The sequence below is a fragment of the Marivivens aquimaris genome (assembly GCF_015220045.1).
Classification (GTDB): Bacteria; Pseudomonadota; Alphaproteobacteria; order Rhodobacterales; family Rhodobacteraceae; genus Marivivens; species Marivivens aquimaris.
On record NZ_JADBGB010000001.1, the window covers coordinates 2,461,779 to 2,484,806 of the forward strand.

Here is a 23,028-nt window from a genome sequence, read left to right on the forward strand (position 1 = left end):
ATCGGAGGTCCCATGCGGAAACTTGTGTCTGCGCTGCTTTATACGTCACTCGCGCTTGTTGCAAACGGCGCGCTGGCAGAAAGCACACCGCCAGTCGAACTCACTGGTGAGATGAGCGCGCTGAACTGGCACAGCGAGCCGCGTGAGCTCAGCGATGTGGCCTTCCAGAGCCGCGACGGTGCAGAGACTACTTTCGCCGATCACGAAGGCAAGGTGCTCGTCGTGAATTTCTGGGCTACGTGGTGCGCACCGTGCCGTGAAGAAATGCCGTCGCTGGCCGCGCTTCAGGACGAGATGGGCAGCGACGATTTCGAAGTCATCACCATCGCGACCGGACGCAACCCGCCCGCCGCCGTTGACCGTTTCTTCGAAGAGATCGGCGTCGATAGTCTGCCGATCTACATGGACAATTCGATGAAGGTTGCCCGTTCGATGGCCGTGCTCGGCCTGCCCGTGACGATTGTTGTCGACAAAGATGGCAATGAGGTCGCCCGCCTGACCGGTGGTGCGGACTGGAATAGCGCAGAGGCCAAGGCGCTCATTCAGGCGATGATCGACTGATTAGGCGTGACCCGCTTCGCTGGAAAGCGTGAGCGGGTTGATCCCCATGTGCTTAAGTGCGGCGCTCCATTTCAGGTCGTTCGCACGTCCGAAAACGATGTCGTCGCGCGCATCGCAGGTCAGCCAGCCGTTCTGGCCGATCTCTTCCTCAAGCTGGAGCGGTCCCCAACCGGAATATCCCAAAGCCAGCAGCGATGCCTTCGGCCCGTTGCCATGCGCCAGTTCGCGCAGAACGTCGGTCGTGCCGGTCATAGAAGTGTTTTCGTCCACCTCCAGCGTTCCGTGCTCCGAATGATAATCGGACGAGTGCAGAACGAATCCCCGACCATGCTCGACGGGCCCACCGATATGGACGCGCAGATCACGCGGCGCTTCGGCCTCGATCTGCAATTGCCCGAGAAGGTCTTTGAAACGGATTTCAGGCGCGGGCTTATTCACCACAAGTCCCATCGCGCCCTCTTCCGTATGGGCACACACATATACCACAGCGTTTTCAAAACGCGGATCACCCATGCCAGGCATGGCTACGAGAAGTTTCCCCGAAAGGTTTGTCGAAGCAAATTCCATACCCTGATGATGTGGTGCGAAAGGGCCACGATCAAGGGCGGCCTGTAATTAGTCTCGCTGCAACGTGACTTTCCATGCACGCTTCGCCGCGTAAATTGCATCTCATGAGAAACGCTGCTCTTTCCTTCATCACTTCTGTTCTGCTCGCGACGTCTGCCCATGCGGACGACCCGATTGCGCATATCGAAGTGCTGCCCGGCTGGACGACTCCAACCGGCACCTACATGACCGGTATCCGGATCAATCTTCAGCAGGGTTGGAAAACCTACTGGCGTGCGCCAGGGGATGCGGGCATTCCGCCGCTGTTCTCTTGGGCGGGGTCGGAGAATTTCGACAGCGTTTCGATCCATTGGCCCACGCCGGATGTGTTCGACTCGAACGGAATGCAGACCATCGGCTACCACGATTCGGTCGTCATCCCGCTGGAACTGGGCGCAACCGGTGGTCAGGTTCACCTCAAGGGACAGGTCGAGCTTGGCGTCTGTGATGACATCTGTATGCCCGTGCAGCTCAGCTTCGATGCGCTTCTGCCTGACGGCAACCGGCCCACGCCCGCGATCGCCGGTGCGCTGATGGATCGGCCCATGCCTGCACAGCGGGCGAACGTCGGTCTCGTGGAATGCGAGGCCGAGCCTAGCGAGGACGGCATCACCGTTACCGCGCACATCCCGATGCCCTCCGCTGGTGGCGAAGAAGTCGTGGTCATTGAAACACCCGATCCGCAGCTTTGGGTTTCGGAGACCGAAAGCTGGCGTGAAGGCCAAACCCTTGTCGCAGAAGCCGACATTGTCGCGCCGCGCGGACAACCGATTGCACTCGACCGTTCACGCCTGCGGTTCACCGTTCTTGGCAGTGACCGCGCTGTGGACATCAAAGGCTGCGCGGGAGTGGGCGGTTAAGCCCTCCTCCCTAGCGCAACGGCAGAGATGGCGTAGATCGCCAGCAGGCCGACACCCAAAATCGCAGCAAACAGTCCGAAGGCAGCCGCCGCACTCGCAGGCAGGCCAGCCAGTGGTGCACCCAACATTGCCGGAACAACGACCGCACCAAGCGCACCAAGCATCAGCAGGACTCCCAGAACCGTCGGCACCCAGATCCGCCGCGGTGCGCGGAGCGCATGGCGGAAGGATGATATCTGCCGCGAGATATCGGCTTGGATCGCCATGAGCGACGGCACGACAAGCAGCACCATCACCAACCCGAAGCTCAGGCCATAGACCAACGTGATCACCGTAGGCTTCAGGAACTGCGCATCGCTCGACCGTTCATAGAGCAGTGGCGCAAGGCCGAGTACCGTGGTCGCCGTTGTCAGCAGCACGGCTCGCAAACGATCCGACACACCGTCGATGATGGCAGGGAACAGGCCCCTCTCTTCGGCGTATTCATCGACAGTCGTCACCAGCACGATGGAGTCGTTAATCACAATCCCCACCATCCCGAGCAGGCCGACGACCGTGAACATGCTCATCGGTTCGGACCAGTGGTTATGTCCCCAGATCGTACCAACCAGAGCAAACGGGATAACCGACATCACGACGAGCGGACGGGTCCAGCTTGCGAAAATCCACGACAGGGTCAGGTAAATGCCCGTGAGGACAAAGATCAGACCGAGCCGCGCGTCGTTAAGGAACCGGTTTTCCTGCTCGCTCAGACCGCCGAGTGTCGCGGTGACGCCGTAGTTTGTCTCCAGTTTGGGCAGGATATCCTCGTTCATCGACAGTTTGACCTCGACCGCGCGGTCCGGATTTTCGTCGTCCAGATCGCCGGTGACAGAGATCAGCATGATCCCGTCTTCACGCTGCACCGTGCTGAACCCCGTTTCGCGACTGACCGTGACGATATCCGCAAGCGGAACGTAGTCACCCGACGATGCACGCATCATCATCCGGTCAAGGAAGTCTGCCGTCAGTTCATCTTCGGGCAATTGCACCGTGATCTGCGCACTGCGTGTCCCGTCCGGATATGTCGCTGCGGTGATACCCGACAGACGACGGCGCAATTCAGCCCCCAACTGGTCAATCGTAAAGCCCAGCGCCTGCCCCTGCGGGGTCAGCGTCAGGACCAGTTCTTCCTTGTCGTAGGACAGCGAATCCTCGAGCCCCGAGACTTCGGGGATCTGCCCCAGTTCGGTCTTCAGTGCCTCGGCAGCAGCCTTGAGCGTGTCGGCATCCGCGCCACCCAGTTCGACCTCGAGCGAGTTCCCACCCGGCCCTGCACCCCACGACCGGAAGCTGAGCGTTTCGGTCATCGGGCTCGTCTGCACCTCGGCCTGCAAAGCGGCAACGAACTCGCTGGACGACATTGGGCGTTCATCCTGACCAATCAGCTCGATGGTGATCGCGCCAAGCTGCCAGGTTTCCTTGTCCTCGGCCCCCGACAGACCACGACCGGAGTTCCCGCCGACCTCGGCTATGACGTATTTGATCGGGTTTACCCCGGTGTCAGCCTCATAGGTCTCCGCTACGGTATCGGTCGCGCGTTGAAGCTCGGCAATCATATCAAGCGTATCTTCACGCGTCGCACCGGCGAGCATGGCGATGTTGCCGCTGACCTGCCCCTGCTCTGGCGAGGAGAAGAACCGCCACTGCACGTCGCCGCGCACGAACACCGCAATCTGCGTGGCGAGCAGGAAAATCGCACCCGCAATAACAGCGTAGCGTGCCGTGATGACGGCAGTGATGATGCGGCGGAACACGTTGTCACGGAACCAGCCAAAGCCCGCATTCACCCATTTCGACGGCAGATCGTAATACCGCTCGCGCCCGCCGACGCTGTGCGACAGATGGTGCGGTAGGACGACGAAACATTCGAACAAGCTCGCGGTCAGAACGGCGACCACTGTGAACGGAATGTCGGAAATCAGGTCTCCGAACCGGCCGCTGATGATCATCAAACCGAAGAACGCAATGTTGGTCGTGATCGTCGCGGAGAACACAGGACTGAACATGCGGCGCGCAGCGTTCTCGGCGGCCACGACTGGCGGCTCGCCCAAACGGCGCGCACGGAAATCGGCGTGCTCGCCAACGACAATTGCGTCATCCACGATAATGCCGAGCGTGATAATCAGCGCGAAGAGCGAGATCATGTTGATCGTCAGCCCGCCCACATACATCAGCGCAATCGCAGCCAGCATCGACACCGGTATACCCATCGCGACCCAGATCGCGGTGCGGGCGTTCAGGAAAAGGAACAGCAGCAGGATCACGAGCGCGAGGCCCTCGGCACCGTTCACGAGCAGAATATCGAGGCGGGACGTAATCTGCTCCGCCCGCGTGTTCACCAAATCAATGCTGACACCCGCGGGAAGGGTTGGACGCATCGCTTCGGCCACATCCTCGACCGAGTGTTGCAGGCCGATGGCATCGCCTTGGGCGGTGCGCACTACGCCAATCTCGATCGCGGGATTATCACCGACATAGTAGGCGCGGTCGCGGTCAGGGCCTTGGACGGTGATCGTCGCAACATCCCCGATGGTGAGCTCGCTGTTGTCGTCTTCGGAGCGCAAAACGATGCCCGAAATGGCCTCGGCACTGCGTTTCTCAACACCTGTCCGGACACGACTGGCACCGGCGACATCACCAACAGGCGAGGCGTTCACCTCTGCCGCGATGGCGCTGGAAATCTCGCTCAGCGTCACGTCGTGCTGCATGAGCGATAGCGACGTGACCTCGATCACCGTCTCGGGTGCCGCGACACCTTGGATGGTGGTGCGGGTCACACCAGCCGCGAAGAGACGCGTGACCATTTCGTCCGCGAGCCGAGACAGCTGGTCGACACCGACAGGGCCGGTGATGATCACGTCGGTGACGCTGTCACGCCACGCCGATTGAGAAATTGTCGGATCTTCGGCCTCGTCGGGCAGGTTCGAAACCGAACTCAGCGCCGCTTCGACATCTTTCTCAGCCTGGTCCAGATCGTAACCCGGCTCGAATTCCATCGTGATGCGGGCAGACCCTTCCGAGGACCGCGAGCTCGTGCCGCTCACCCCGTCGACAGCAAGCAGGACGGGGTCGAGAACCTGAACAATGGCGCGGTCGACGTCTTCGGCCCCCGCACCGTCCCATTGGACCGACACGCGGATAGATTCGGTGACAACGTCAGGAAAAAACTGCGCGCGCAGGTTCGGGTAGGAGAACGCACCCGCCACGACCATGAGCACCATCAACAGGTTGGCAGCAGTCCGGTGGCGCGTGAAATAAGACAGGATACCGCCGGCACCCCGTCCCAAGATATCGGAACCCTTGGCCATCTCAGCCTCCCATCCGGCTTTCGAGCCGCTCTATGGTGGCGGCGGGGACGGACGGTTGTTCAAGCTGCGCGAGGATACCCGACTTCATCTCGTCCGGCATCTGGCTGGCGGTCACGAAGGCGACAAGCTTTGCGCGGCGCTCGTCATCGAGGTCGATCATCTCGGGCGCTTCGGCGGTTTCCTCGGCTGTGCCGCCAACCGGCTCCACCTTGATACCAGAGCCAAGGAGCGGCGAGCGGGTGGCAACAATCTGGCGACCCGCGAGGTCGATAGCCTCGATGATCACATCGTCGCCCTGACGGCGGAGCAGTTCGATAGCCACGAACTCCAGACGGTTTTCTTCGCCCAGCGCCAAAACACCACCATCCGAACCAACGGCCGTCGACGGGACGCTAGCCACATTGGTCAGATCGGGTTCGGTGATTTTGACGGAAACAAAGTCACCCGGACGCAGGCCCGGCGCGGGATCAAGCTGCGCGTAAAGCAATCGGCCAGTCTGGCCGTCGCCGACAGTGGCGCTTTCGCGTGTGATCCGACCAGTGGTTTCGAGCGAGAAGCCGGAGACCTCAAGCGCGACAGTCACCGACAGATCGAGCAGATCGCCATCGTCGCCTAGCAAACGGACGTATTGGGCGGTCGAAACACGGAAAGCGACCTCCAAAGCGGACGGGTCGATGAGTTCGGCAATCTGTTCGTTGGCTGTGACACGACCGCCTTGCAGCGCAGAAACACCCGAAAGCGTGCCGTCGAAATTCGCAGTGATGTCTGTGTCGGCGACGGTGCGCTCGGCCTCTGCGACAGTCAGCTTCACACGATCGAGCGAGGTCATCGCCTGATCCACGCGCGCCTCGGCTTGAGCGACGGAGTTGCGCTGGGACAAAACGGAGGATTGAGCGGAGGCAACGGCCAGTTCGGCAGTTTCCACATCGGCGGCGGTTGCGGTGCCGCGCTCCCGCAGCGCCTTGGCACGGTCCAGCGCGGCTTGACGAAGGTCGGCTTGGCCCTGCGCTTCGGTCAGGCTATCGCGGGCGATTTCCAGCGCGCTCTGGGCGTCGCGCAGTTCGGCCTCGGCGTCACGCTGATCGGCTTCGGCGCGGAACAGGTCAGACTCGGCATCGGTTGGGTCGATCTTGACCAGCAACTGGTCCGCCTCGACGCTTCCGCCTTCGACAAACGCCGGATCGGTCTCAATCACTGTGCCTGCGACGGGGCTCCGCAAAAGAAGCGTCCGCAGCGCACGAATTTCGCCGAAGACCGTCATTTCAGGAGCAATTGTTTCAGGCGTCACGGTCACGACATCGACCGAAGCGACCCTTTCGCGTTGACCGAACGATCGCGGTTCCTGCGCCATTTTCTCAGCCACGGCGAGCCGCAGCGTGTTGCCTGCCAAGACCAATAGGGCAAGCGTTAATCCCAATAAAAATAAGCCTGTAAGGCTCCTGCGTAGAAATCGCATATGTAGTGTTCCCGTCACTGACGTCGGCGGGACCGTGACAGGTCACCGGCCGAGCTCAAGTCTACATACGCGGGTTTACGTTATTTCCGTCGCATATGTTCATCGAGGCGCGGCATGATCTCGACAAAGTTACAGGGGCGGTGTCTGAAATCGAGCTGTTTGACCAAGATTTCATCCCAAGCATCGCGGCAGGCACCTGGACTGCCCGGCAATGCAAACAGGTAGGTGCCCTGCGCCACACCAGCAGTCGCACGGCTCTGGACGGCGCTGGTGCCGATTTTCTGCATAGAGACGATGGTGAACACCGTCCCGAAGGCGTCGATCTCTTTCTCGTAAACATCGCGGTGCGCTTCGACCGTCACATCGCGGCCCGTCAGCCCCGTGCCGCCGGTCGAAATGACGACGTCGATACCGTCGTCCACGCACCACGCTCGGAGTTGCGAGGCGATGGCGTCGCGTTCATCAGGCAGGATTTTGCGTGCGGCGAGAATATGGCCTGCCTCTGCAATGCGCTCCACCAGCGTATCACCCGAACGGTCATCGGCGAGCGAGCGGGTATCGCTGACGGTCAGCACCGCAATCCGCACCGGAATGAACTCTTTGGATTCGTCGATGCGGCTCATAGTCAGTCTTCCAGTCTTGCACTCAAATCGAGGAGGTCCGCCCAAGCTTCGCGTTTCGCGAGCGGTTGGCGGAGCAGATAAGCGGGGTGGAACATCGGCAGCACGGGTTTACCCAGCGCCTCGGTCCAATTGCCGCGAATTCGGGTGATCCCGCCTTTACCGAGCAGCGCCTGACAAGGCGTGTTGCCCATCAAGACGATGAAGTCGGGCGACACCAGTTCGACGTGCCGTTTCAGGAACGGCAGCATCATCGCAATTTCCTTGGCATCAGGCGTGCGGTTCGCAGGCGGGCGCCATGGCATCACATTGGTGATGTAAATCGACTTGGCCGGATCGGGCGAATTACGGGTCAGGCCGATGCACCCGAACATCTTGTCCAGCAGATGACCCGCGCGGCCCACGAACGGTTTGCCAGCGAGGTCCTCTTCGCGGCCCGGCGCTTCACCGATGATCATCACGCGGGCATCGGGATTGCCGTCGCAAAAAACAAAGTTTTTCGCGCCCAGCTTCAGTTCGCAATGCTCGAACGCCTGCATCGCATCGCCCAGTGCCTCGCGGGACACGGCAGCGGAAGCGGCAGCGGTGGCTTCCTGAGCGGGATCGACCTCCACGGGCTGCGGCGGAACTGGCGGACCCTTGGGCTTGGTCTCGACGACAGCCGGCTCTTCGACCTTTTCGAAACGATCAACGGGCGTGTCGAGAATAGCCTCGTCCACGCCAAGCTCGACCTGCCATTCCAGCAGGGCACGCGCTGTCCAGTAATCAACCGCAGAATCCATAGCGGCGACACTATTCTGTTTTTGAACCGATGTGCAGAGGCAAACGCGCCCGCGCCGCTTGCCGCCGCGTGGACCTGTTCCTATAAGCAGGCAGCCGCGCCATCGGAGGACAAAATGACTTTCAACGCTGCCCACCTTCTGGGAATCGAACACCTCCACCCGACGGAAATCACGACTTTGCTCGATCTGGCGGACACTTACGCCAACGACAACCGCGCGGGCGTCGCGCACAAGGACGTGCTCGCGGGCCTGACCCAAGTGAACATGTTCTTCGAGAATTCGACCCGCACCCAGTCGAGCTTCGAACTTGCGGGCAAGCGCCTTGGAGCGGACGTGATGAACATGTCGATGGCGACCTCTTCGGTCAAAAAGGGCGAGACGCTGATCGATACCGCGCTGACGCTGAACGCGATGCATCCCGACCTGCTGGTGGTGCGTCACGGCTCTTCGGGTGCTGTCGACCTGCTGGCGCAGAAGGTGAACTGCGCCGTGCTGAACGCCGGTGATGGTCGCCACGAGCACCCGACCCAGGCGCTGCTCGACGCGCTCACCATCCGCCGCGCCAAAGGCCGCCTCCACCGTCTGAACATCGCGATTTGCGGCGACATTGCCCACAGCCGCGTGGCGCGTTCCAACATCCTGCTGCTCGGCAAGATGGAGAACCGCATCCGCCTGATCGCTCCGCCGACACTGATGCCTTCCGGCGTACAGGAATTCGGCGTCGAGGTTTACGACGACATGCGCGAAGGTCTGAAGGACGTCGATGTCGTCATGATGCTGCGCCTTCAGAAAGAACGCATGGACGGCGGTTTCATCCCGTCCGAGCGCGAGTATTTCCACCGCTTCGGCCTTGATGCCGAGAAATTTGCCTACGCCAAGGAAGACGCTATCGTCATGCACCCGGGGCCGATGAACCGCGGTGTGGAAATCGACGGCACGATTGCCGACGACATCAACCACTCCGTGATCCAGACGCAGGTCGAAATGGGCGTTGCCGTCCGCATGGCCGCCATGGATCTGCTGGCTCGCAACCTCCGCGCCCGCCGCGCGGCAGAGCAACAGGACACGATGGTATGACCGACAACCCGCTCCATATCCCGAATGGCCACATCGGAACCGCTTGGGTTTTCACGGCCGACATTCCGGAGAGCGAGTTCGACGCATTCAAAGCCAATGGCATCGACGCGGCCACCGGCCAGATCATCGACACGGACTTTATCGAGCTGTTCGATCCCGCGAACCTCGCAGGCTACAGCTTGAGCCGCTATCTGTCCGAGGCGAACGGCCTGCACCACGAACAGGTTGCCGCTGATGCCGCGAAACTGGACGCCATCACCAAGCCTGTGCTGATCATCTACTCGTCGTCGCTCCGCGATGGCCCGCTGGATTTCGATCCGAAAGCACCGGTCGAGTTCGTGGGCCGCTACGACAACCAGCCGACCAAGCCCGTTCAGGCATCGATCACCGGCCAGCACGATACCGAAGGGTTCGGTGTCAGCGCGCCCGAAACTACCAAGAAGCCGAAATCCGATGCGCGGATAGGCGGAATGGTCGCAATGGCGGCGCTTGCCGTCATGGCTCTGCTGGTTATCCTGATGGTGTTCATCGCAGGATAAAACATGGCCCGGCGTCAGCACCACCAACACAATGCGGTTCTGGGCATGAACCGCACTTTCGCTCCGACGCTCCCGCTCGAAGATGGCGAAGTCGAGCTTGCACGCTATCAGGCTGACACAATGACCTTCTGGCGGTCGCAGGCGTGGATCGCGCTGTTCTTTTCGATACTCGCGGCTGGCATTCTGATCGGCATCGGCAATGCGTACTGGTGGACGGGCGTCGTTGGCGCGATGGCGGCAATCGGTGTGCGGACGCTCTACCTCGGTCCGGACGAGCGTAAGGACGTCTGGGTTCTCACGAACCGCCGCCTAATGGGGCCGATGAACCGCAGCACAACGCTCTCCAATATCAGCGCGGTCAACGTCATCTGGACCGCAGTGCAGGTCGTGACGATCACCGGCGACAAAATCCTGATCCGTTACCGCCCCGATCCGGCAGAGACCAAAGCCGAAATCGAGCGCGCTGCATCCTGACGCGGTGCCTCTGCGACCTTTTCACTGCCGCCGATAAGCGTTAGACCCCGCCTAACGGGCCGCCTGCCCGAGGGGTTGGACATGAACGATATTCTCTTCAAGAACGCACGCCTCATCGATCCGGTCACTCTCACCGACGAGAGCGGTTCGATTGCGGTCAGGAACGGAAAAATTTCCGGCGTCTATCGCGGAAACGAGGCAGACGATGTGACCGCTGCCGAAGTCATCGACTGCGGCGGCATGTGCCTCGCTCCCGGCATCGTGGATATGGGCGTGAAGGTTTGCGAACCTGGTGAACGCCACAAGGAATCCTACCGCTCCGCCGGACGTGCAGCGGCTGCGGGCGGTGTGACGACCATCGTGACGCGCCCAGACACGTCGCAACCCATCGACAACCCAGAGACACTCGAATTCGTCGCCCGCCGTGCGCAGCAGGACTGCAAGGTCAACGTGCTCCACATGGCGGCGCTGACCAAAGGTCGCGCTGGCGGCGAGATGACCGAAATCGGCTTCCTTCTGGATGGCGGCGCTGTTGCGTTCACTGACGTGGACAATGTCACGACCGACACCAAGGTTCTGACCCGCGCCCTGACCTATGCCCGCAGCCTCGGCGCGCTGGTCGTCGGCCACCCGCAGGAGCCGGTGCTGTCGAAGGGCGCTGCTGTGACGTCGGGCAAGTTCGCATCGCTCCGCGGCCTGCCTGCCGTATCCCCGATGGCAGAGCGCATGGGCCTCGACCGCGACATTTCCCTGCTGGAGATGACCGGCGCGCGCTATCACGCCGACCAGATCACCACTGCCCGCGCGCTGCCCGCGCTGGAGCGGGCAAAGCGCAACGGCCTCGATATCACCGCCGGTGTCAGCATCCATCACCTGACGCTCAACGAATTCGACGTGGCCGATTATCGGACGTTCTTCAAACTGACGCCGCCGCTGCGGAGCGAGGATGACCGTCAGGCAGTCATCGACGCTGTGGATAGCGGCCTGATCGACATCATTTGCTCTATGCACTCCCCGCAAGACGAAGAGTCCAAGCGTCTGCCATTCGAGGATGCCGCTTCGGGTGCCGTGGGTCTTGAGACGCTGCTCCCTGCCGCGCTGCGCCTCTACCACAACGAACAACTGACCCTGCCGAAGCTGTTCCGCGCCCTGTCGCTGAACCCTGCTCGCCGCCTTGGTCTGGCCTGTGGCCGCCTGCTCGAAGACGCGCCCGCCGACCTCGTGCTGTTTGATCCGGATGCACCGTTTATCCTCGACCGTGCGAACCTGAAATCCAAATCCAAAAACACACCGTTTGACGGCGCTCGGATGCAGGGTACTGTCGCCGGAACATGGGTTGCGGGTCGCCGCATCGTCGAGGAGTAAACAATGCCCACCTTCACCGAAGCGCCGCTCGTTCTGCTCCTCTGGGCTATTGTCGGCTACCTTCTGGGGTCCATCCCCTTCGGGATGATCCTGTCCAAGCTGATGAACCTCGGAGATCTGCGGAGCATCGGGTCGGGCAACATCGGCGCGACCAACGTCCTGCGCACCGGCAACAAGAAAGCCGCCTTTGCGACGCTGATCCTTGATGGCGGCAAAGGTGCGGTTGCCGTGCTTCTGGCGCGCGAACTGGCGGGTGACGGCGCTGCACAGATCGCAGCCTTCGCATCATTCCTCGGTCACTGCTTCCCGATTTACATCGGCTTCAAGGGCGGTAAGGGCGTCGCGACCTTCATCGGCATCGCTCTCGCGATTGCATGGCCCGTCGGTCTGCTGGTCTGTCTGACTTGGCTCGTTGTGGCCGTCGTGACCCGCTACTCGTCGCTTTCGGCTCTGACCGCTGCCACGCTTGCACCGTTCTTCGCTTACTTCCTCGGCTTCGGTCAGATGGTGCTGCTGTTCATCCTGCTCGCGCTCGTGATTTACGTGCGGCACAAGACGAACATCGAACGGCTCATGTCTGGTCAGGAAAGCAAGATCGGCAGCAAAGGCTAAACGAAAGGGCACCCGAAGGTGCCCTTTTTCATTAGTAGCGGTAGGCTTCGTAGATCTTCGTCAGATCGCCGCCCCAGTCACCGTTGTAGTGGTCGAGCAACTCGTCCGCCGGTGTCTTGCCGCTCTCCACGCTTTCTTTCAGCGCATTGAGGAAGTGGGTCTCGTCAGGGATCATGCCGTTCGCACCAGCACGGGCGCGGGCCTTCAGGCCACCTTCGGCGATCGAAACGACTTCGCGGGCTAGCTCATGCATGTTGATGTCGCCGACCTGCGCCTGAAGGCCCTGTTCGGACGCCGCAACGCGCAGAGTCTCGCGGGTCTCGGCATCCCAGCCTTTGACGATATCCCAAGCGGCATCCATCGCGGACTGATCGTACAGTAGACCGACCCAGAACGCGGGCAGCGCGCAGAGCCGACGCCACGGGCCACCATCGGCGCCGCGCATTTCGATGAACTTCTTCAGACGCACCTCGGGGAAGACGGTCGTCAGGTGGTCCGCCCAGTCCGACATCGTCGGCTTTTCACCCGGCAATGCGGGAAGCTCGCCCTTGAGGAAGTCGCGGAACGACTGGCCCAGCGCGTCGATGTATTTGCCGTCGCGGTAGACAAAGTACATCGGCACATCGAGCACGTATTCGACATAACGCTCGAAGCCGAAGTCCTCTTCGAACACGAACGGCAGCATCCCCGTGCGGGAATCGTCGAGGCCCCGCCAAACACGGCTACGCCACGACTTGTGTCCGTTCACCTTACCGTCGAGGAACGGCGAATTTGCAAAGAGCGCAGTTGCGAGCGGCTGGAGAGCCAGCGACACGCGCATCTTCTGGATCATGTCCGCCTCGGACGAGAAGTCGAGGTTCACCTGAACCGTGCTGGTCCGGTACATCATCTGTTTGCCGTGAGTACCGACGCGATCCATGTAATCGGTCATCAAGGCATAGCGGCCCTTGGGCATACGCGGCATATCATCATGCGACCAGATCGGCGCAGCGCCGAGGCCGATGAACTCCACACCGATTTCGTCCGCGATGCTTTTGACCTCGCGCAGGTGGGTGTTCACCTCGTCGCAAGTCTGGTGGATGTTTTCGAGCGGCGCGCCCGACAGTTCCAGCTGACCACCAGGTTCGAGGCTGACGTTCGCACCGTCCTTGGTCAGGCCGATAATGTTGTCGCCTTCAAAAACCGGATCCCAGCTATTGCGGGACTGAAGAGCCTCAAGCACGGCCTTGATCGAGCGCGGGCCGTCGTAAGGCAGCGGGCGCAGGTTGTCTTTGCAATAGCCGAACTTCTCGTGCTCGGTCCCGATTCGCCAGTCGGACTTGGGCTTGCAGCCGGATGCAAGGTACTCAGCGAGGTCTTCGTGACGCTCGATGAGGCCGCCGCCGGATTGGGGAATAGACATGGAAAGCCTCGATCGTTGGCTGTGTCGGGAACAAACAGGTGTAGTCAAACGGTGGCCAAGTCAACCCGACCGCCAGCCTTAATCGAGCTGCCTTTGCCGCGAACGCCACAGGTGAAAACGCCCCGCTTCGTCAGAAGACATAGCACGCAGGGCCGCGTCGTAGTCGAGCCCCTTGAGAGCGGAGAGCACATCAACGATCTTTTCGGCGCCCTTCGCGCTGGCCGGAACCACTAGACGCTCCCCGTCAGTCTGCAGGAAAACCCAGAGCGCTTCGCCTTCGGGCGTGACCTGAATGTCCACCGTAGCAAGGGCGTCCATCGCGATGGAGCCGCCGAAATGGCCGGACATCCATGTGATACGCCGTTCGTCGATTTCGACGATGCCAGGTCCCGAACCATTCGACTTGCTCGTGAGCCGCGCACGGCGGAGGCCCTCGACCAGCAGCCCGAGACCAGCCACCACGATCGCCACGCCAAGCCCCCGCATGATGCCGAAGCTGATCGTGATCCACCACACGCCGAACAGCACGATCGCGCAGCCGAACAATGCCTGTGCATATCGAGCGAGAAAGACGCGGACTTCGGGGCGCAGAAACTCAGACAATTTGCGGCTCTTTCATGATGAAGAGCGTGAAATCCCCGATACGCTCGAATCCGATGGCAATGTAAGCACGTGCTGCCGACTCATTGGCGGCAAACAGCGTTCCTTGGCGGACACCTTCGTTGCGGGCCCGCTCCATCAGAAGGGCCGTCACGCGCTTGGCATAGCCGCGACCACGATAGGCGTGCGGCGTGAACACACCGCCGACCTTCACGATATCGGTCAGCCGTGCGTTGAGGTTCGCCATTGCAACGGGCGTTTCGCCGTCCATGAGCACGATGTAGTCGCGGCCCGAAAGCGCCTTGAGGTAGGTCTGCCGCCCCTCCGCCATCGCATCGACCGGATCGCGACCTAGGACCTCTTGCATGTAAAGCGGGAACCAGTCCGCGACTTCGCTCGGCGCTTCGCTGATGTGGACCACGTGCGTGTCGCCATCGGGGATGACTACCTTGTCGAGGTCCAGAAGGAAGTGCGGCTCGTCGCGACTGACCAGCGTCGGTGCGTTCAGCCCGAGCGCGCCGATCAGCGGGCGGGCTTCATCGGTCGGGGCAAGAACGCCTTTGACCGTTTTACCGGCGAGCAGTTCGGGCTTCGGACCCGTCGGGCAACACGGCATCGCGTTACCTTCGTTCGACAGTGCGATGAGGTCGGTGATCTCACCGTTGGAACCCCGCACCAGATAGCAGTGCGTGCCATATGGCCCATCGGCACCGATCCCGTCATTGATCAGGTTCGCGAGCGGGAACATCGCACGGTGGGGCGCTTGGCTCAGGAACGCGACAATCTCCGGCACATCAGCTTCGGTCGCCTTCATTCCCAATCACCAAGGTGCTGTTGCCAAACGGTCAGCGCTGCCACTGCAGCAGTATCGGCACGCAGGATACGCGGGCCGAGGCTGACGGAATGCGCATAGGGCTGACGCTTCAGTCTTTCACGTTCAGCCTCGGAGAACCCGCCTTCCGGTCCGATGAGTATCGCCCAAGGACCACGCGGCACGTTGCCCAGCGCCTCCTTGGCACCGACCAGCGTTTCGTCACAGAACATCAGCTGTCGGCTCGCATCCCAGTGATCGAGCACTTTGGGCAGCTTTTGCAACTCCATCACCTCGGGCACGAAAGTCCCGCCGCATTGTTCGGCGGCTTCCAAGGCGTGTGCTTGCAGTCGTTCCTGATTGATGCGGGCAGAATTGGTGAACTCGGTCTGAACGGGAATGATCTTTGCCGCGCCCATCTCTGCCGCTTTTTCGACGATGAAGTCGGTGCGGTCCTTCTTGATCGGCGCAAAATAGAACCACAGGTCCGGCGGCATTTGCAGCGGCTTGGTCTGCACTACGCAGCGCAGCTTGCCGTTCTTCTTGCCAGCCTCGACGACCTCGGCATCCCATTCGCCATCCTTGCCGTTGAACAGCGAAATCACCGTCCCGGCATCGAGGCGCATGACGCCGAAAAGGTAATGCGCCTGCTCTTTCGCAAGCGGAACATCCAGGCCCTCAGCCAGAGGGCAATCGACAAAGAGACGTACTTTCGAAGCCATAGCTGGACAATATGTTTGCCCCTCCCCGATTGCCAGAGGCCAATGACAGCGCATTGACGATTTGCTCTTCACGGCGGGGTTGCTCTACATAGGACCGAATTTCGCAGTCACGGGGCAATCCAGATGTCGGAACAGAGCCAATCGCCGCAAGGCACGGTCGCGGACGCGGTCAAGGGAAACTGGGTCGATACCATCGCTCCGGCGTGGAGCCGCCCTTACCTCCGCCTCTCCCGTGCCGACCGCCCGATCGGGACGTGGCTGCTGCTTTTGCCGTGCTGGTGGAGCCTGCTGCTCGCCATGCTCAGCACCGATACGGCGAGCTGGTACGACCTCTGGATCGCTGTTGGCTGCGCTGCCGGCGCGTTCCTGATGCGCGGCGCGGGCTGTACGTGGAATGACATCACCGACCGCAAGATCGACGCGCAGGTCGCACGGACCCGTTCGCGGCCGATCCCCTCGGGACAGGTCACAACGAAGCAGGCGGCGGCATGGATGGCGATCCAGTCGCTGGTGTCGCTCGGCATTCTGCTGACCTTCCCGCCCTTCGCCATCGCGCTCGGCGTCCTGTCGCTCGGCCCTGTCGCGATCTATCCGTTCGCCAAGCGGTTCACTTGGTGGCCGCAGGTTTTCCTCGGCATCGCGTTCAACTGGGGCGCTCTCGTCGGATGGGCGGCGCATACGGGCAGCCTGAGCGCCGCGCCTGTGATCCTCTATTTCGCTGGCATCTGGTGGACGCTGTTCTACGACACCATCTATGCGCACCAAGACACCGAGGACGACGCGCTGATCGGCGTGAAGTCTACGGCACGTCTGTTCGGCGAACAGTCCGCACAATGGCTCCGCCGCTTCCTCGTTCTCACGGTGCTTTTCGCGATGGCCGCGACGATCCTCGCCACGCTTGATCGGAACCCGCTTTCGCTGGTGATCGCGCTCTGCGGTGTGTGGGCACTGGGGTGGCACCTGATGTGGCAGCTCACGCGCTTCGATCCCGAAGATAACGACCGTCTGCTCATGCTTTTCCGCTCAAATCGGAATGCGGGACTGATCCCTGTGCTGTTTTTCGCCTGCGCACTGCTCATTTGATTGAACTACCGCCTGTTGCGTCCTACACACCTTGCGGGACACTCAAGAACGGCAATTCATGCGGCTTTCTTCTATTCTCATCCGCGTCGCAACCTTCGGTGCAGCGGCACTCGTCGCCTATGTAGGCTCGAGCACCTCTGTCAGTTTGCTTGAAAAACGATCCGGCATGGCGGTGCAGGAAGCGCTGATCGACGCGAACATGGCGTGGTCGCGCGTCATTGCGGACGGCCTCCAGATCGTCATCGAGGGCGAAGCGCCGACCGAAGTCGCACGCCTCCGCGCTGTGACCGTTGCGGGCGGGGTCGTCGATGCGAGCCGCGTGATCAACAACGCCAGCGTTAAAGACACCAGCCGCGCCGTAGCGCCTGACTTCGCGATCGAGATGCTCCGTAACGAAAGCGGTGTGTCCCTAATCGGCCTCATTCCGGCTGATACCGATCGTGAGAGCCTGACCGACGACCTGCAAGACATGGCCGAAGGCGATCCGGTGACCGACCTGCTGGAAACGGCGGATTACCCAGTTCCGTCCAGTTGGCGCGCGTCGATGCACTTTGGCGTCCGCGCGATGGATATCCTGCCCCGCTCGAAGATTTCGGTGTCGGCTGGTCTGGTCCAGATCACCGCTAGCTCTGACAGCCCCGAACAACGTGCCCAGCTGGAACGCCGGATTCGTGCGATGAAGCCCGAGGGCGTCGCGATGCAGTTGAACATCACAGCGCCGCGTCCCGTGGTCAGCCCGTTCATCACCCGCTTTATCCTCGACACCAACGGCGCCCGCTTTGAAGCGTGCACCGCTGACACCGCCGAAGCGCAAGACATGATCCTGCAAGCCGCAGCCAACGCCGGTTTCGAAGGCCGAAGCGGGTGTACGCTCGGCCTTGGTTCGCCCTCGCGCCAGTGGGGCAATGTGGTATCCCAGTCGATCGAGGCGATTGCGTCGCTCGGCGGCGGCACCCTGACGGTGAGCGATGCCGATGTGACCATCGAAGCGCTGATCGACACCCCGCAGGACACCTTTGACGAAATCGTTGGCCGCCTCGAAAACCGCCTTCCCGAAGTGTTCGCGCTCAGCGCCACGCTGCCCGAGCCGGAAGTCGAATCCGAGACCGGTCCGCCGCAGTTCATTGCCGCGCTCACTGACGATGATGGTGTCACGCTCACCGGACGCCTGCCGAACGATCTGACCACGACGCTGGTGGAGAACTTCGCACAAGCCCGCTTCCCCGGCAGTGAGGTCGAGATGGGCACACTGACCGACGAAAACCTGCCGACCGACTGGCAGGTCCGCATTCTGGCCGGCCTCGAAGCTCTCTCGCGCCTGAAAGAAGGTTCGCTGACCGTCGAGCCGGATAGCATTGTTGTGTCGGGCACCACCGGCAACGAAGAGGCATCCGCCGATATCTCCGGCCTTCTCGTGAACAAGCTCGGACCGGACGCGGATTTCAGCATCAATGTCGAATATCTGCCGGAGCTTGATCTGGTCGTCGCCGGCCCTTCGCCAGAGCAATGCGTCCGCCAGATCAATATCGTGACTGCGAATCGCAAGATTACTTTTGATCCGGGCTCGGCCACGCTAACCGCCGAAGCGGGCGCGACGATGAACGATATCGCCGAGATTCTCAGCCAATGCATCGACCTCAGCATCGAGATCGCAGGCTACACCGACAGCCAAGGCCGCGAAGAAATGAACCTCGCGCTGTCGCAAGAGCGCGCCGAAGCCGTTCTGTCCGCTCTGCGCGCCCGCCGCGTGCCGACCTCTAGCTTCAATGCAATCGGTTACGGCGAGGCCGATCCGATTGCCGACAATGGCACCGAAGAAGGCCGCGAAGCGAACCGCCGCATCGAATTCCGCCTCGTGACCGAAGAAGAGGCCGAGGCCGCCGAAGACGGTGAAGCCACAGCCGAAGACAGCGCGGACGAAACCGCCGAAGAAACACCAGCCGAGCCCGAAGCGGCTGCAGAATAAAGGACGATCGCTGTGAACAGAACAGAACTCATTCTCGCAACCGCCATCATCCTTTTCGTGGCATTCGCTCTTGGCTGGTTCGCAAGCTGGCTGGTCAACCGCTTCACCCGCGTGACCCGTGCGGACATCGGCGAACTCGACCGCATGGCGCAGGCCCTGCACGAAGCCGAAGAGACCCGCGATCAGGCGATCACCTACATGCAGCAGCGTGAAGCGGACATGACGAACCAATTGGCGCAGACCGAGGCAGAGCTTCGTGCGGCGATGGAAGGTCTTCGCGATGCACGTCAGGAAGCTGCGGAACTACGTCAGCGCCACGAACAGGACTGATTAGCGCGGCGCAGCAGCGCGGCGCAGACGGTCGTTGATCGCTTGCCCTAGACCCCTTTCGGGAATGGGCGACACTGCGATGTTTTCAGCGTTCATCGCGTCCAGCTGATGCAGGCAGGCGAAGAGGTTCGCCGCGGCCTCAACAAGATCACCCGAGGGTGACAGGTTCAGGTCGGCGCCGGCAACGTCCCCGAACGCGAGCAGCGTTTCGCCGTCGCGTTTATCCGTTGCGTTGAGCCGCACAGCACCTTGCGGCGCGTAGTGTGACGCCAATTGTCCCGGCGCTACTATAGCTTCGCCCGCCACGCCCAGCTTGCGGCCAAGGCAGTCCTCGATCACTTCAACAGGTGTTCCGCCAGCGCGGAGTAAAGTCGGCTCGCCCACGCATCCGATGATCGTTGATTCGACGCCGACAGCGCAGGTGCCGCCGTCCACAACTGCTTCGATACGCCCCGAAAGTCCAGAAATCACATGTTGCGCAGATGTCGGACTGACGCGCCCCGACGGGTTCGCCGAAGGACCGGAGAGCGGCAGGCCACTTTCGCGCAGGACAGCTTGCGCGGCATCTCCATGAGGCACACGCACCGCCAAGGTCGACAGCCCCGCCGTTACCAGCTTGGAAATGCCTGCTTCGGCCTTTAGCGGCAGCACCAGCGTAATCGCGCCCGGCCAGAAGGCCGCCGCCAGACGCTCTGCATCCTCGTTGAATTCGACGTATTTCTTGGCCGCATCAACATCCGGCACATGGACGATCAATGGATTGAAAGACGGGCGCCCCTTTGCCTCGTAGATCCGCGCCACGGCGGTATCGTCGGTCGCATTGGCGAAAAGGCCGTAGACCGTCTCCGTCGGGAAAGACACCAGCCCGCCGTCCGCAAGGATACGGGCAGCTTCACTAATACCTTCGGAGTGTGGTGATAGGACGCGGGTATTGATCGAATTCATGACGTGGCGTTTCAGTTGCGAGGTCAGGGGGCTTGGATACCCTGTCGCGGCGTAAAGTGAAATAGACGTGACGCTGCCCCGTGGCGTCACCCCATCAGGACCGTCCGTCATGCCATACCGTAGCCCTGTCGCCGATTTCCGCTTCATCCTCGAAAACGTCGTGGACTACGCCAAGGTCAGCGAGACCGAAGCCTTTGCCGAAGCAACGAAGGACACGGTGGATGCGATTCTGGATGAGGCCGGAAAGCTCTGCGACAACGAGATCGCTCCGCTGAACCGGAACGGCGATCTGCACCCCGCCAAGCTGGAAAACGGCATCGTCCGCACGTCCCCCGGTTTCGCGCAGGGCTATCAGGCCATTGCCGAAGGCGGCTGGATCGGCATTTGTGCGTCCGAAGAAGAAGGCGGCATGGGTCTGCCCCTGACTATCGCGACCGCCGTCAACGACATGATGTCGGGCGCCTGCCTCGCGCTGCAGCTGAACCCACTGATGAGCCAAGGGCAGATCGAAGCGCTCGAAGCACACGCCAGCGAAGAGATCAAAGCGACCTATCTGCCGAAACTGATTTCGGGCGAGTGGACCGGCACCATGAACCTGACCGAACCGCAGGCCGGTTCGGACGTCGGTGCGCTATCGACCAAGGCAGAGCCGAACGGCGACGGCAGCTTCGCGATCACGGGCCAGAAAATCTACATCACTTGGGCCGACAACGACTTTGCAGAAAATATCTGCCACCTCGTCCTCGCCCGCCTCCCTGACGGGGTTCCGGGCACGAAAGGCATCAGCCTATTCATGGTCCCCAAGTTTATTCCGAACGAGGATGGCACGCTGGGCGAACGCAATTCGCTGCGCGTGGTGAGCCTTGAGCACAAGCTCGGCCTCCACGGATCGCCAACGGCTGTCATGAGCTACGAAGGCGCGACCGGCTGGCTCGTCGGGCCGGAGCATGGCGGTATGGCCGCGATGTTCACCATGATGAACAACGCCCGCCTCGGCGTCGGCACCCAAGGCATCGGCGCGGCGGAAGGTGCGTATCAAGCCGCCTATGCCTACGCGATGGAGCGCAAGCAGGGCCGCGTTGGCGGCACCGGCACGATCATCGAACATGCGGATGTACGCCGCATGTTGGCGACAATGAAGGCCGATATTTTTGTGGCCCGCTCGATTGCTCTGGCTTGCGGCGTTGCTATCGACATGGGCAACGCGACCGGCAGCGAGAAATGGAAAGCGCGCGCGGCGCTGCTCACCCCGATTGCCAAGGCGTTCGGCACTGATACCGGCATCGAAGTTGCCACCACGGGCATTCAGGTGCACGGCGGCATGGGCTTTATCGAAGAAACCGGCGCTGCGCAGTACCTCCGCGATGTGCGCGTGACCGCGATTTACGAAGGCACCAACGGCATTCAGGCGATGGACCTCGTGGGCCGCAAGATGATGGATGGCGGCGAGGCTGCGTTCCGACTGCTCGACGAGATCGAAGCGGGCGCGGACGAGGCCAAGGCCAATATGCCGGAAATGGCCGAGGCTGTGTGGCAGTCCGCTGAGGACCTGCGCGAAACAATCGAGTGGCTCGTAGCTCAGGATGTCGCCGACCGCTTTGCAGTAGCCGTGCCGTTCCTCAAAGGTTTTGCCCGCGTGCTGGGTGGCCACTACCACCTGACCGCCGCACTGGCCGGAGACCACGCACGCAAGCGTCTCGCTTCGTTCTACATCAAACGGATGCTGCCCGAGCACGTCGGCCTATTTGCCCACGTCCGCGAAGGCGCTTCGGATCTGATGGCGATCACGCCTGACGAGCTGGCCGTTTGATGCGGGATCACGCTCCCATCCGTTACCCGCACGAAGTACCTCCCGCTCCGGGCGAATGCGTCGAAGTCGCCGAGGGCGTTCTGTGGTTCCGCATTCCGCTGCCGATGGCGCTGGACCATGTGAACGTCTACGCGCTGGATGACGGGGACGGGTGGACGGTGATCGACACCGGCCTCGATACGCGCAAAACGCGGGGCATTTGGGACTCGATCCTGAAGGGCCCGCTGGCCGGAAAGCCCGTGCACAGGCTCGTCGTCACCCACCACCATCCCGATCACGTTGGTCTGGCTGGCTGGTTCGTGGAGCAAGGCGCCGAACTCGCGATGCCGCGCGTGGCTTGGCTGACCGCACGAATGCTGACGCTCGACGAGCAGCCCACCTACCCTGCCCGTACGCTGGATTTCTACAAGCGCAACGGGATGGACGAAGAGGTGCTGGCGAAACGCTCGGCTGAACGTCCTTTCAACTTTGCCGATGCCGTCACGCCTCTGCCACTCGGGTTCACCCGCTTGTCCGAAGGCGACACCATCACGATGGGAGGCCGGACGTGGGATATTCGCATGGGCAACGGTCACGCGCCCGAACACGCGACCTTCTGGAGCCGTGACGACAACATCGTCATCGGCGGCGACCAACTCCTCCCGTCGATCAGCCCAAATATCGGTGTCTACCCGACCGAACCCGATGCCGACCCATTGGGCGAATGGATCGAAAGCTGCGAACGACTCGGCCAGTCCGCGACTGATGACCAACTGATCCTCGGCGGGCACAAACTGCCCTACACCGGCCTGCCGCTGCGCCTCATCCAGATGGAAGAAAACCATCACAGTGCGCTGGACCGCTTGGTCAAGCACCTCGCCGAACCGCGTAAGGGTGGCGACTGCTTCGCGCCGCTGTTCAAGCGCACGATCAGTCCGGAGACCTATGGACTGGCCTTTGTTGAGGCCGTTGCCCACCTGAACCACCTGCTGTTTCAGGGCCGCGCGACGCGCCAAATGGATGACAACGGTGTCTGGTGGTGGAGTGCTGTCTAGCTTTCGCGGGACAGCGCGCTATC

At 61.6% G+C, this 23,028-nt stretch carries 22 protein-coding genes; 12 read left to right on the forward strand and 10 right to left on the reverse strand.

Features of this window, described 5'->3' with window-relative positions:
• Positions 1-12 precede the first annotated feature (12 nt).
• The gene (locus tag IF204_RS12140) at positions 13-561 is read left to right on the forward strand and encodes a TlpA disulfide reductase family protein (protein WP_194097309.1); all 549 of its coding nucleotides are present in this window, start codon (positions 13-15) and stop codon (positions 559-561) included.
• On the opposite strand, the gene IF204_RS12145 is transcribed toward IF204_RS12140, so the two are convergent.
• The gene (locus tag IF204_RS12145; protein ID WP_194097311.1) at positions 562-1,128 is read right to left on the reverse strand and encodes a YqgE/AlgH family protein; all 567 of its coding nucleotides are present in this window, start codon (positions 1,126-1,128) and stop codon (positions 562-564) included. It lies immediately after the preceding gene.
• A gap of 104 nt (positions 1,129-1,232) precedes the next feature.
• On the opposite strand from IF204_RS12145, the gene IF204_RS12150 reads away from it, so the two are divergent.
• Positions 1,233-2,027: a protein-disulfide reductase DsbD domain-containing protein gene (locus tag IF204_RS12150; protein WP_228069177.1), complete on the forward strand. Its 795-nt coding sequence runs from the start codon at positions 1,233-1,235 to the stop codon at positions 2,025-2,027.
• Here the strand turns inward: IF204_RS12150 and IF204_RS12155 are convergent.
• The 4 genes from IF204_RS12155 to IF204_RS12170 all read right to left on the reverse strand — a co-directional run bounded on the left by IF204_RS12155 (position 2,024) and on the right by IF204_RS12170 (position 8,235).
• Entirely contained in the window at positions 2,024-5,377 is a 3,354-nt protein-coding gene (locus IF204_RS12155) for an efflux RND transporter permease subunit (RefSeq protein WP_194097313.1), read from the reverse strand. The two genes, IF204_RS12150 and IF204_RS12155, sit on opposite strands and share 4 nt — an antisense overlap.
• Position 5,378: 1 nt before the next feature.
• Complete coding sequence (locus tag IF204_RS12160; RefSeq protein ID WP_322743281.1) at positions 5,379-6,728, reverse strand: efflux RND transporter periplasmic adaptor subunit; 1,350 nt, start codon at positions 6,726-6,728, stop codon at positions 5,379-5,381.
• 185 nt (positions 6,729-6,913) lie between these two features.
• The gene (gene moaB, locus IF204_RS12165) at positions 6,914-7,456 is read right to left on the reverse strand and encodes a molybdenum cofactor biosynthesis protein B (RefSeq protein ID WP_194097317.1); all 543 of its coding nucleotides are present in this window, start codon (positions 7,454-7,456) and stop codon (positions 6,914-6,916) included.
• Positions 7,457-7,458: 2 nt separating this feature from the next.
• Positions 7,459-8,235, reverse strand: a complete 777-nt coding sequence (locus IF204_RS12170; RefSeq protein ID WP_194097319.1) for a uracil-DNA glycosylase — start codon at positions 8,233-8,235, stop codon at positions 7,459-7,461.
• A gap of 114 nt (positions 8,236-8,349) precedes the next feature.
• On the opposite strand from IF204_RS12170, the gene IF204_RS12175 reads away from it, so the two are divergent.
• The 5 genes from IF204_RS12175 (at position 8,350) to plsY (ending at position 12,302) form a co-directional block, all read left to right on the forward strand.
• Positions 8,350-9,312 carry an aspartate carbamoyltransferase catalytic subunit gene (locus tag IF204_RS12175; RefSeq protein WP_194097321.1) on the forward strand — a complete coding sequence of 321 codons (963 nt, stop codon included), beginning with the start codon at positions 8,350-8,352 and terminating at the stop codon, positions 9,310-9,312.
• Entirely contained in the window at positions 9,309-9,851 is a 543-nt protein-coding gene (locus IF204_RS12180; protein WP_194097322.1) for a hypothetical protein, read from the forward strand. The genes IF204_RS12175 and IF204_RS12180 overlap by 4 nt, the downstream gene beginning before the upstream one ends.
• Before the next feature lie 3 nt (positions 9,852-9,854).
• Entirely contained in the window at positions 9,855-10,325 is a 471-nt protein-coding gene (locus IF204_RS12185) for a hypothetical protein (protein ID WP_194097324.1), read from the forward strand.
• A gap of 81 nt (positions 10,326-10,406) precedes the next feature.
• On the forward strand, positions 10,407-11,690 hold the full coding sequence (pyrC, locus tag IF204_RS12190; protein WP_194097326.1) for a dihydroorotase: 1,284 nt from the start codon (positions 10,407-10,409) through the stop codon (positions 11,688-11,690).
• A gap of 3 nt (positions 11,691-11,693) precedes the next feature.
• Entirely contained in the window at positions 11,694-12,302 is a 609-nt protein-coding gene (gene plsY, locus IF204_RS12195) for a glycerol-3-phosphate 1-O-acyltransferase PlsY (protein WP_194097328.1), read from the forward strand.
• 31 nt (positions 12,303-12,333) lie between these two features.
• Here plsY and IF204_RS12200 read toward each other — a convergent pair whose 3' ends face one another.
• From IF204_RS12200 to IF204_RS12215, 4 genes are all read right to left on the reverse strand, one after another.
• Positions 12,334-13,704 (reverse strand): glutamate--cysteine ligase, encoded by a 1,371-nt coding sequence (locus IF204_RS12200; RefSeq protein ID WP_194097330.1) that lies wholly within the window; start codon positions 13,702-13,704, stop codon positions 12,334-12,336.
• 78 nt (positions 13,705-13,782) lie between these two features.
• On the reverse strand, positions 13,783-14,307 hold the full coding sequence (locus tag IF204_RS12205; RefSeq protein WP_194097332.1) for a hypothetical protein: 525 nt from the start codon (positions 14,305-14,307) through the stop codon (positions 13,783-13,785).
• Complete coding sequence (locus tag IF204_RS12210; protein ID WP_194097334.1) at positions 14,300-15,118, reverse strand: GNAT family N-acetyltransferase; 819 nt, start codon at positions 15,116-15,118, stop codon at positions 14,300-14,302. The genes IF204_RS12205 and IF204_RS12210 overlap by 8 nt, the downstream gene beginning before the upstream one ends.
• Complete coding sequence (locus IF204_RS12215; protein ID WP_194097335.1) at positions 15,115-15,837, reverse strand: 16S rRNA (uracil(1498)-N(3))-methyltransferase; 723 nt, start codon at positions 15,835-15,837, stop codon at positions 15,115-15,117. The genes IF204_RS12210 and IF204_RS12215 overlap by 4 nt, the downstream gene beginning before the upstream one ends.
• A gap of 123 nt (positions 15,838-15,960) precedes the next feature.
• On the opposite strand from IF204_RS12215, the gene ubiA reads away from it, so the two are divergent.
• Genes ubiA through IF204_RS12230 form a run of 3 tightly spaced genes read left to right on the forward strand, consistent with a single transcriptional unit; the run spans position 15,961 to position 19,216 of the window.
• Complete coding sequence (ubiA, locus tag IF204_RS12220; RefSeq protein ID WP_194097337.1) at positions 15,961-16,920, forward strand: 4-hydroxybenzoate octaprenyltransferase; 960 nt, start codon at positions 15,961-15,963, stop codon at positions 16,918-16,920.
• Between the two features lie 58 nt (positions 16,921-16,978).
• Positions 16,979-18,886 carry an OmpA family protein gene (locus tag IF204_RS12225; RefSeq protein WP_194097339.1) on the forward strand — a complete coding sequence of 636 codons (1,908 nt, stop codon included), beginning with the start codon at positions 16,979-16,981 and terminating at the stop codon, positions 18,884-18,886.
• Positions 18,887-18,898: 12 nt separating this feature from the next.
• Positions 18,899-19,216 carry a hypothetical protein gene (locus tag IF204_RS12230; protein WP_167638953.1) on the forward strand — a complete coding sequence of 106 codons (318 nt, stop codon included), beginning with the start codon at positions 18,899-18,901 and terminating at the stop codon, positions 19,214-19,216.
• Here IF204_RS12230 and IF204_RS12235 read toward each other — a convergent pair whose 3' ends face one another.
• On the reverse strand, positions 19,217-20,161 hold the full coding sequence (locus tag IF204_RS12235) for an L-threonylcarbamoyladenylate synthase (RefSeq protein ID WP_194097341.1): 945 nt from the start codon (positions 20,159-20,161) through the stop codon (positions 19,217-19,219).
• A 109-nt stretch (positions 20,162-20,270) separates the two neighbouring features.
• On the opposite strand from IF204_RS12235, the gene IF204_RS12240 reads away from it, so the two are divergent.
• Both IF204_RS12240 and IF204_RS12245 read left to right on the forward strand, forming a co-directional pair.
• Entirely contained in the window at positions 20,271-21,971 is a 1,701-nt protein-coding gene (locus IF204_RS12240; RefSeq protein ID WP_194097343.1) for an acyl-CoA dehydrogenase, read from the forward strand.
• Positions 21,971-23,005: an MBL fold metallo-hydrolase gene (locus tag IF204_RS12245; protein ID WP_194097345.1), complete on the forward strand. Its 1,035-nt coding sequence runs from the start codon at positions 21,971-21,973 to the stop codon at positions 23,003-23,005. Before IF204_RS12240 ends, IF204_RS12245 begins: the two co-directional genes overlap by 1 nt.
• Positions 23,006-23,028 lie beyond the last annotated feature (23 nt).

What these genes read in the sequence shown, in the direction of transcription:
- plsY (WP_194097328.1), top strand. Translation starts at nt 11,694, where the DNA reads ATGCCCACCTTCACCGAAGCGCCGCTCGTTCTGCTCCTCTGGGCTATT.
- IF204_RS12225 (WP_194097339.1), top strand. Translation starts at nt 16,979, where the DNA reads ATGCGGCTTTCTTCTATTCTCATCCGCGTCGCAACCTTCGGTGCAGCG.
- IF204_RS12145 (WP_194097311.1), bottom strand. Translation starts at nt 1,128, where the DNA reads ATGGAATTTGCTTCGACAAACCTTTCGGGGAAACTTCTCGTAGCCATG.
- IF204_RS12210 (WP_194097334.1), bottom strand. Translation starts at nt 15,118, where the DNA reads ATGAAGGCGACCGAAGCTGATGTGCCGGAGATTGTCGCGTTCCTGAGC.
- IF204_RS12180 (WP_194097322.1), top strand. Translation starts at nt 9,309, where the DNA reads ATGACCGACAACCCGCTCCATATCCCGAATGGCCACATCGGAACCGCT.
- moaB (WP_194097317.1), bottom strand. Translation starts at nt 7,456, where the DNA reads ATGAGCCGCATCGACGAATCCAAAGAGTTCATTCCGGTGCGGATTGCG.
- IF204_RS12185 (WP_194097324.1), top strand. Translation starts at nt 9,855, where the DNA reads ATGGCCCGGCGTCAGCACCACCAACACAATGCGGTTCTGGGCATGAAC.
- IF204_RS12175 (WP_194097321.1), top strand. Translation starts at nt 8,350, where the DNA reads ATGACTTTCAACGCTGCCCACCTTCTGGGAATCGAACACCTCCACCCG.
- IF204_RS12140 (WP_194097309.1), top strand. Translation starts at nt 13, where the DNA reads ATGCGGAAACTTGTGTCTGCGCTGCTTTATACGTCACTCGCGCTTGTT.
- IF204_RS12245 (WP_194097345.1), top strand. Translation starts at nt 21,971, where the DNA reads ATGCGGGATCACGCTCCCATCCGTTACCCGCACGAAGTACCTCCCGCT.
- pyrC (WP_194097326.1), top strand. Translation starts at nt 10,407, where the DNA reads ATGAACGATATTCTCTTCAAGAACGCACGCCTCATCGATCCGGTCACT.
- IF204_RS12155 (WP_194097313.1), bottom strand. Translation starts at nt 5,377, where the DNA reads ATGGCCAAGGGTTCCGATATCTTGGGACGGGGTGCCGGCGGTATCCTG.
- ubiA (WP_194097337.1), top strand. Translation starts at nt 15,961, where the DNA reads ATGTCGGAACAGAGCCAATCGCCGCAAGGCACGGTCGCGGACGCGGTC.
- IF204_RS12150 (WP_228069177.1), top strand. Translation starts at nt 1,233, where the DNA reads ATGAGAAACGCTGCTCTTTCCTTCATCACTTCTGTTCTGCTCGCGACG.
- IF204_RS12235 (WP_194097341.1), bottom strand. Translation starts at nt 20,161, where the DNA reads ATGAATTCGATCAATACCCGCGTCCTATCACCACACTCCGAAGGTATT.
- IF204_RS12240 (WP_194097343.1), top strand. Translation starts at nt 20,271, where the DNA reads ATGCCATACCGTAGCCCTGTCGCCGATTTCCGCTTCATCCTCGAAAAC.
- IF204_RS12160 (WP_322743281.1), bottom strand. Translation starts at nt 6,728, where the DNA reads ATGGCGCAGGAACCGCGATCGTTCGGTCAACGCGAAAGGGTCGCTTCG.
- IF204_RS12215 (WP_194097335.1), bottom strand. Translation starts at nt 15,837, where the DNA reads ATGGCTTCGAAAGTACGTCTCTTTGTCGATTGCCCTCTGGCTGAGGGC.
- IF204_RS12200 (WP_194097330.1), bottom strand. Translation starts at nt 13,704, where the DNA reads ATGTCTATTCCCCAATCCGGCGGCGGCCTCATCGAGCGTCACGAAGAC.
- IF204_RS12170 (WP_194097319.1), bottom strand. Translation starts at nt 8,235, where the DNA reads ATGGATTCTGCGGTTGATTACTGGACAGCGCGTGCCCTGCTGGAATGG.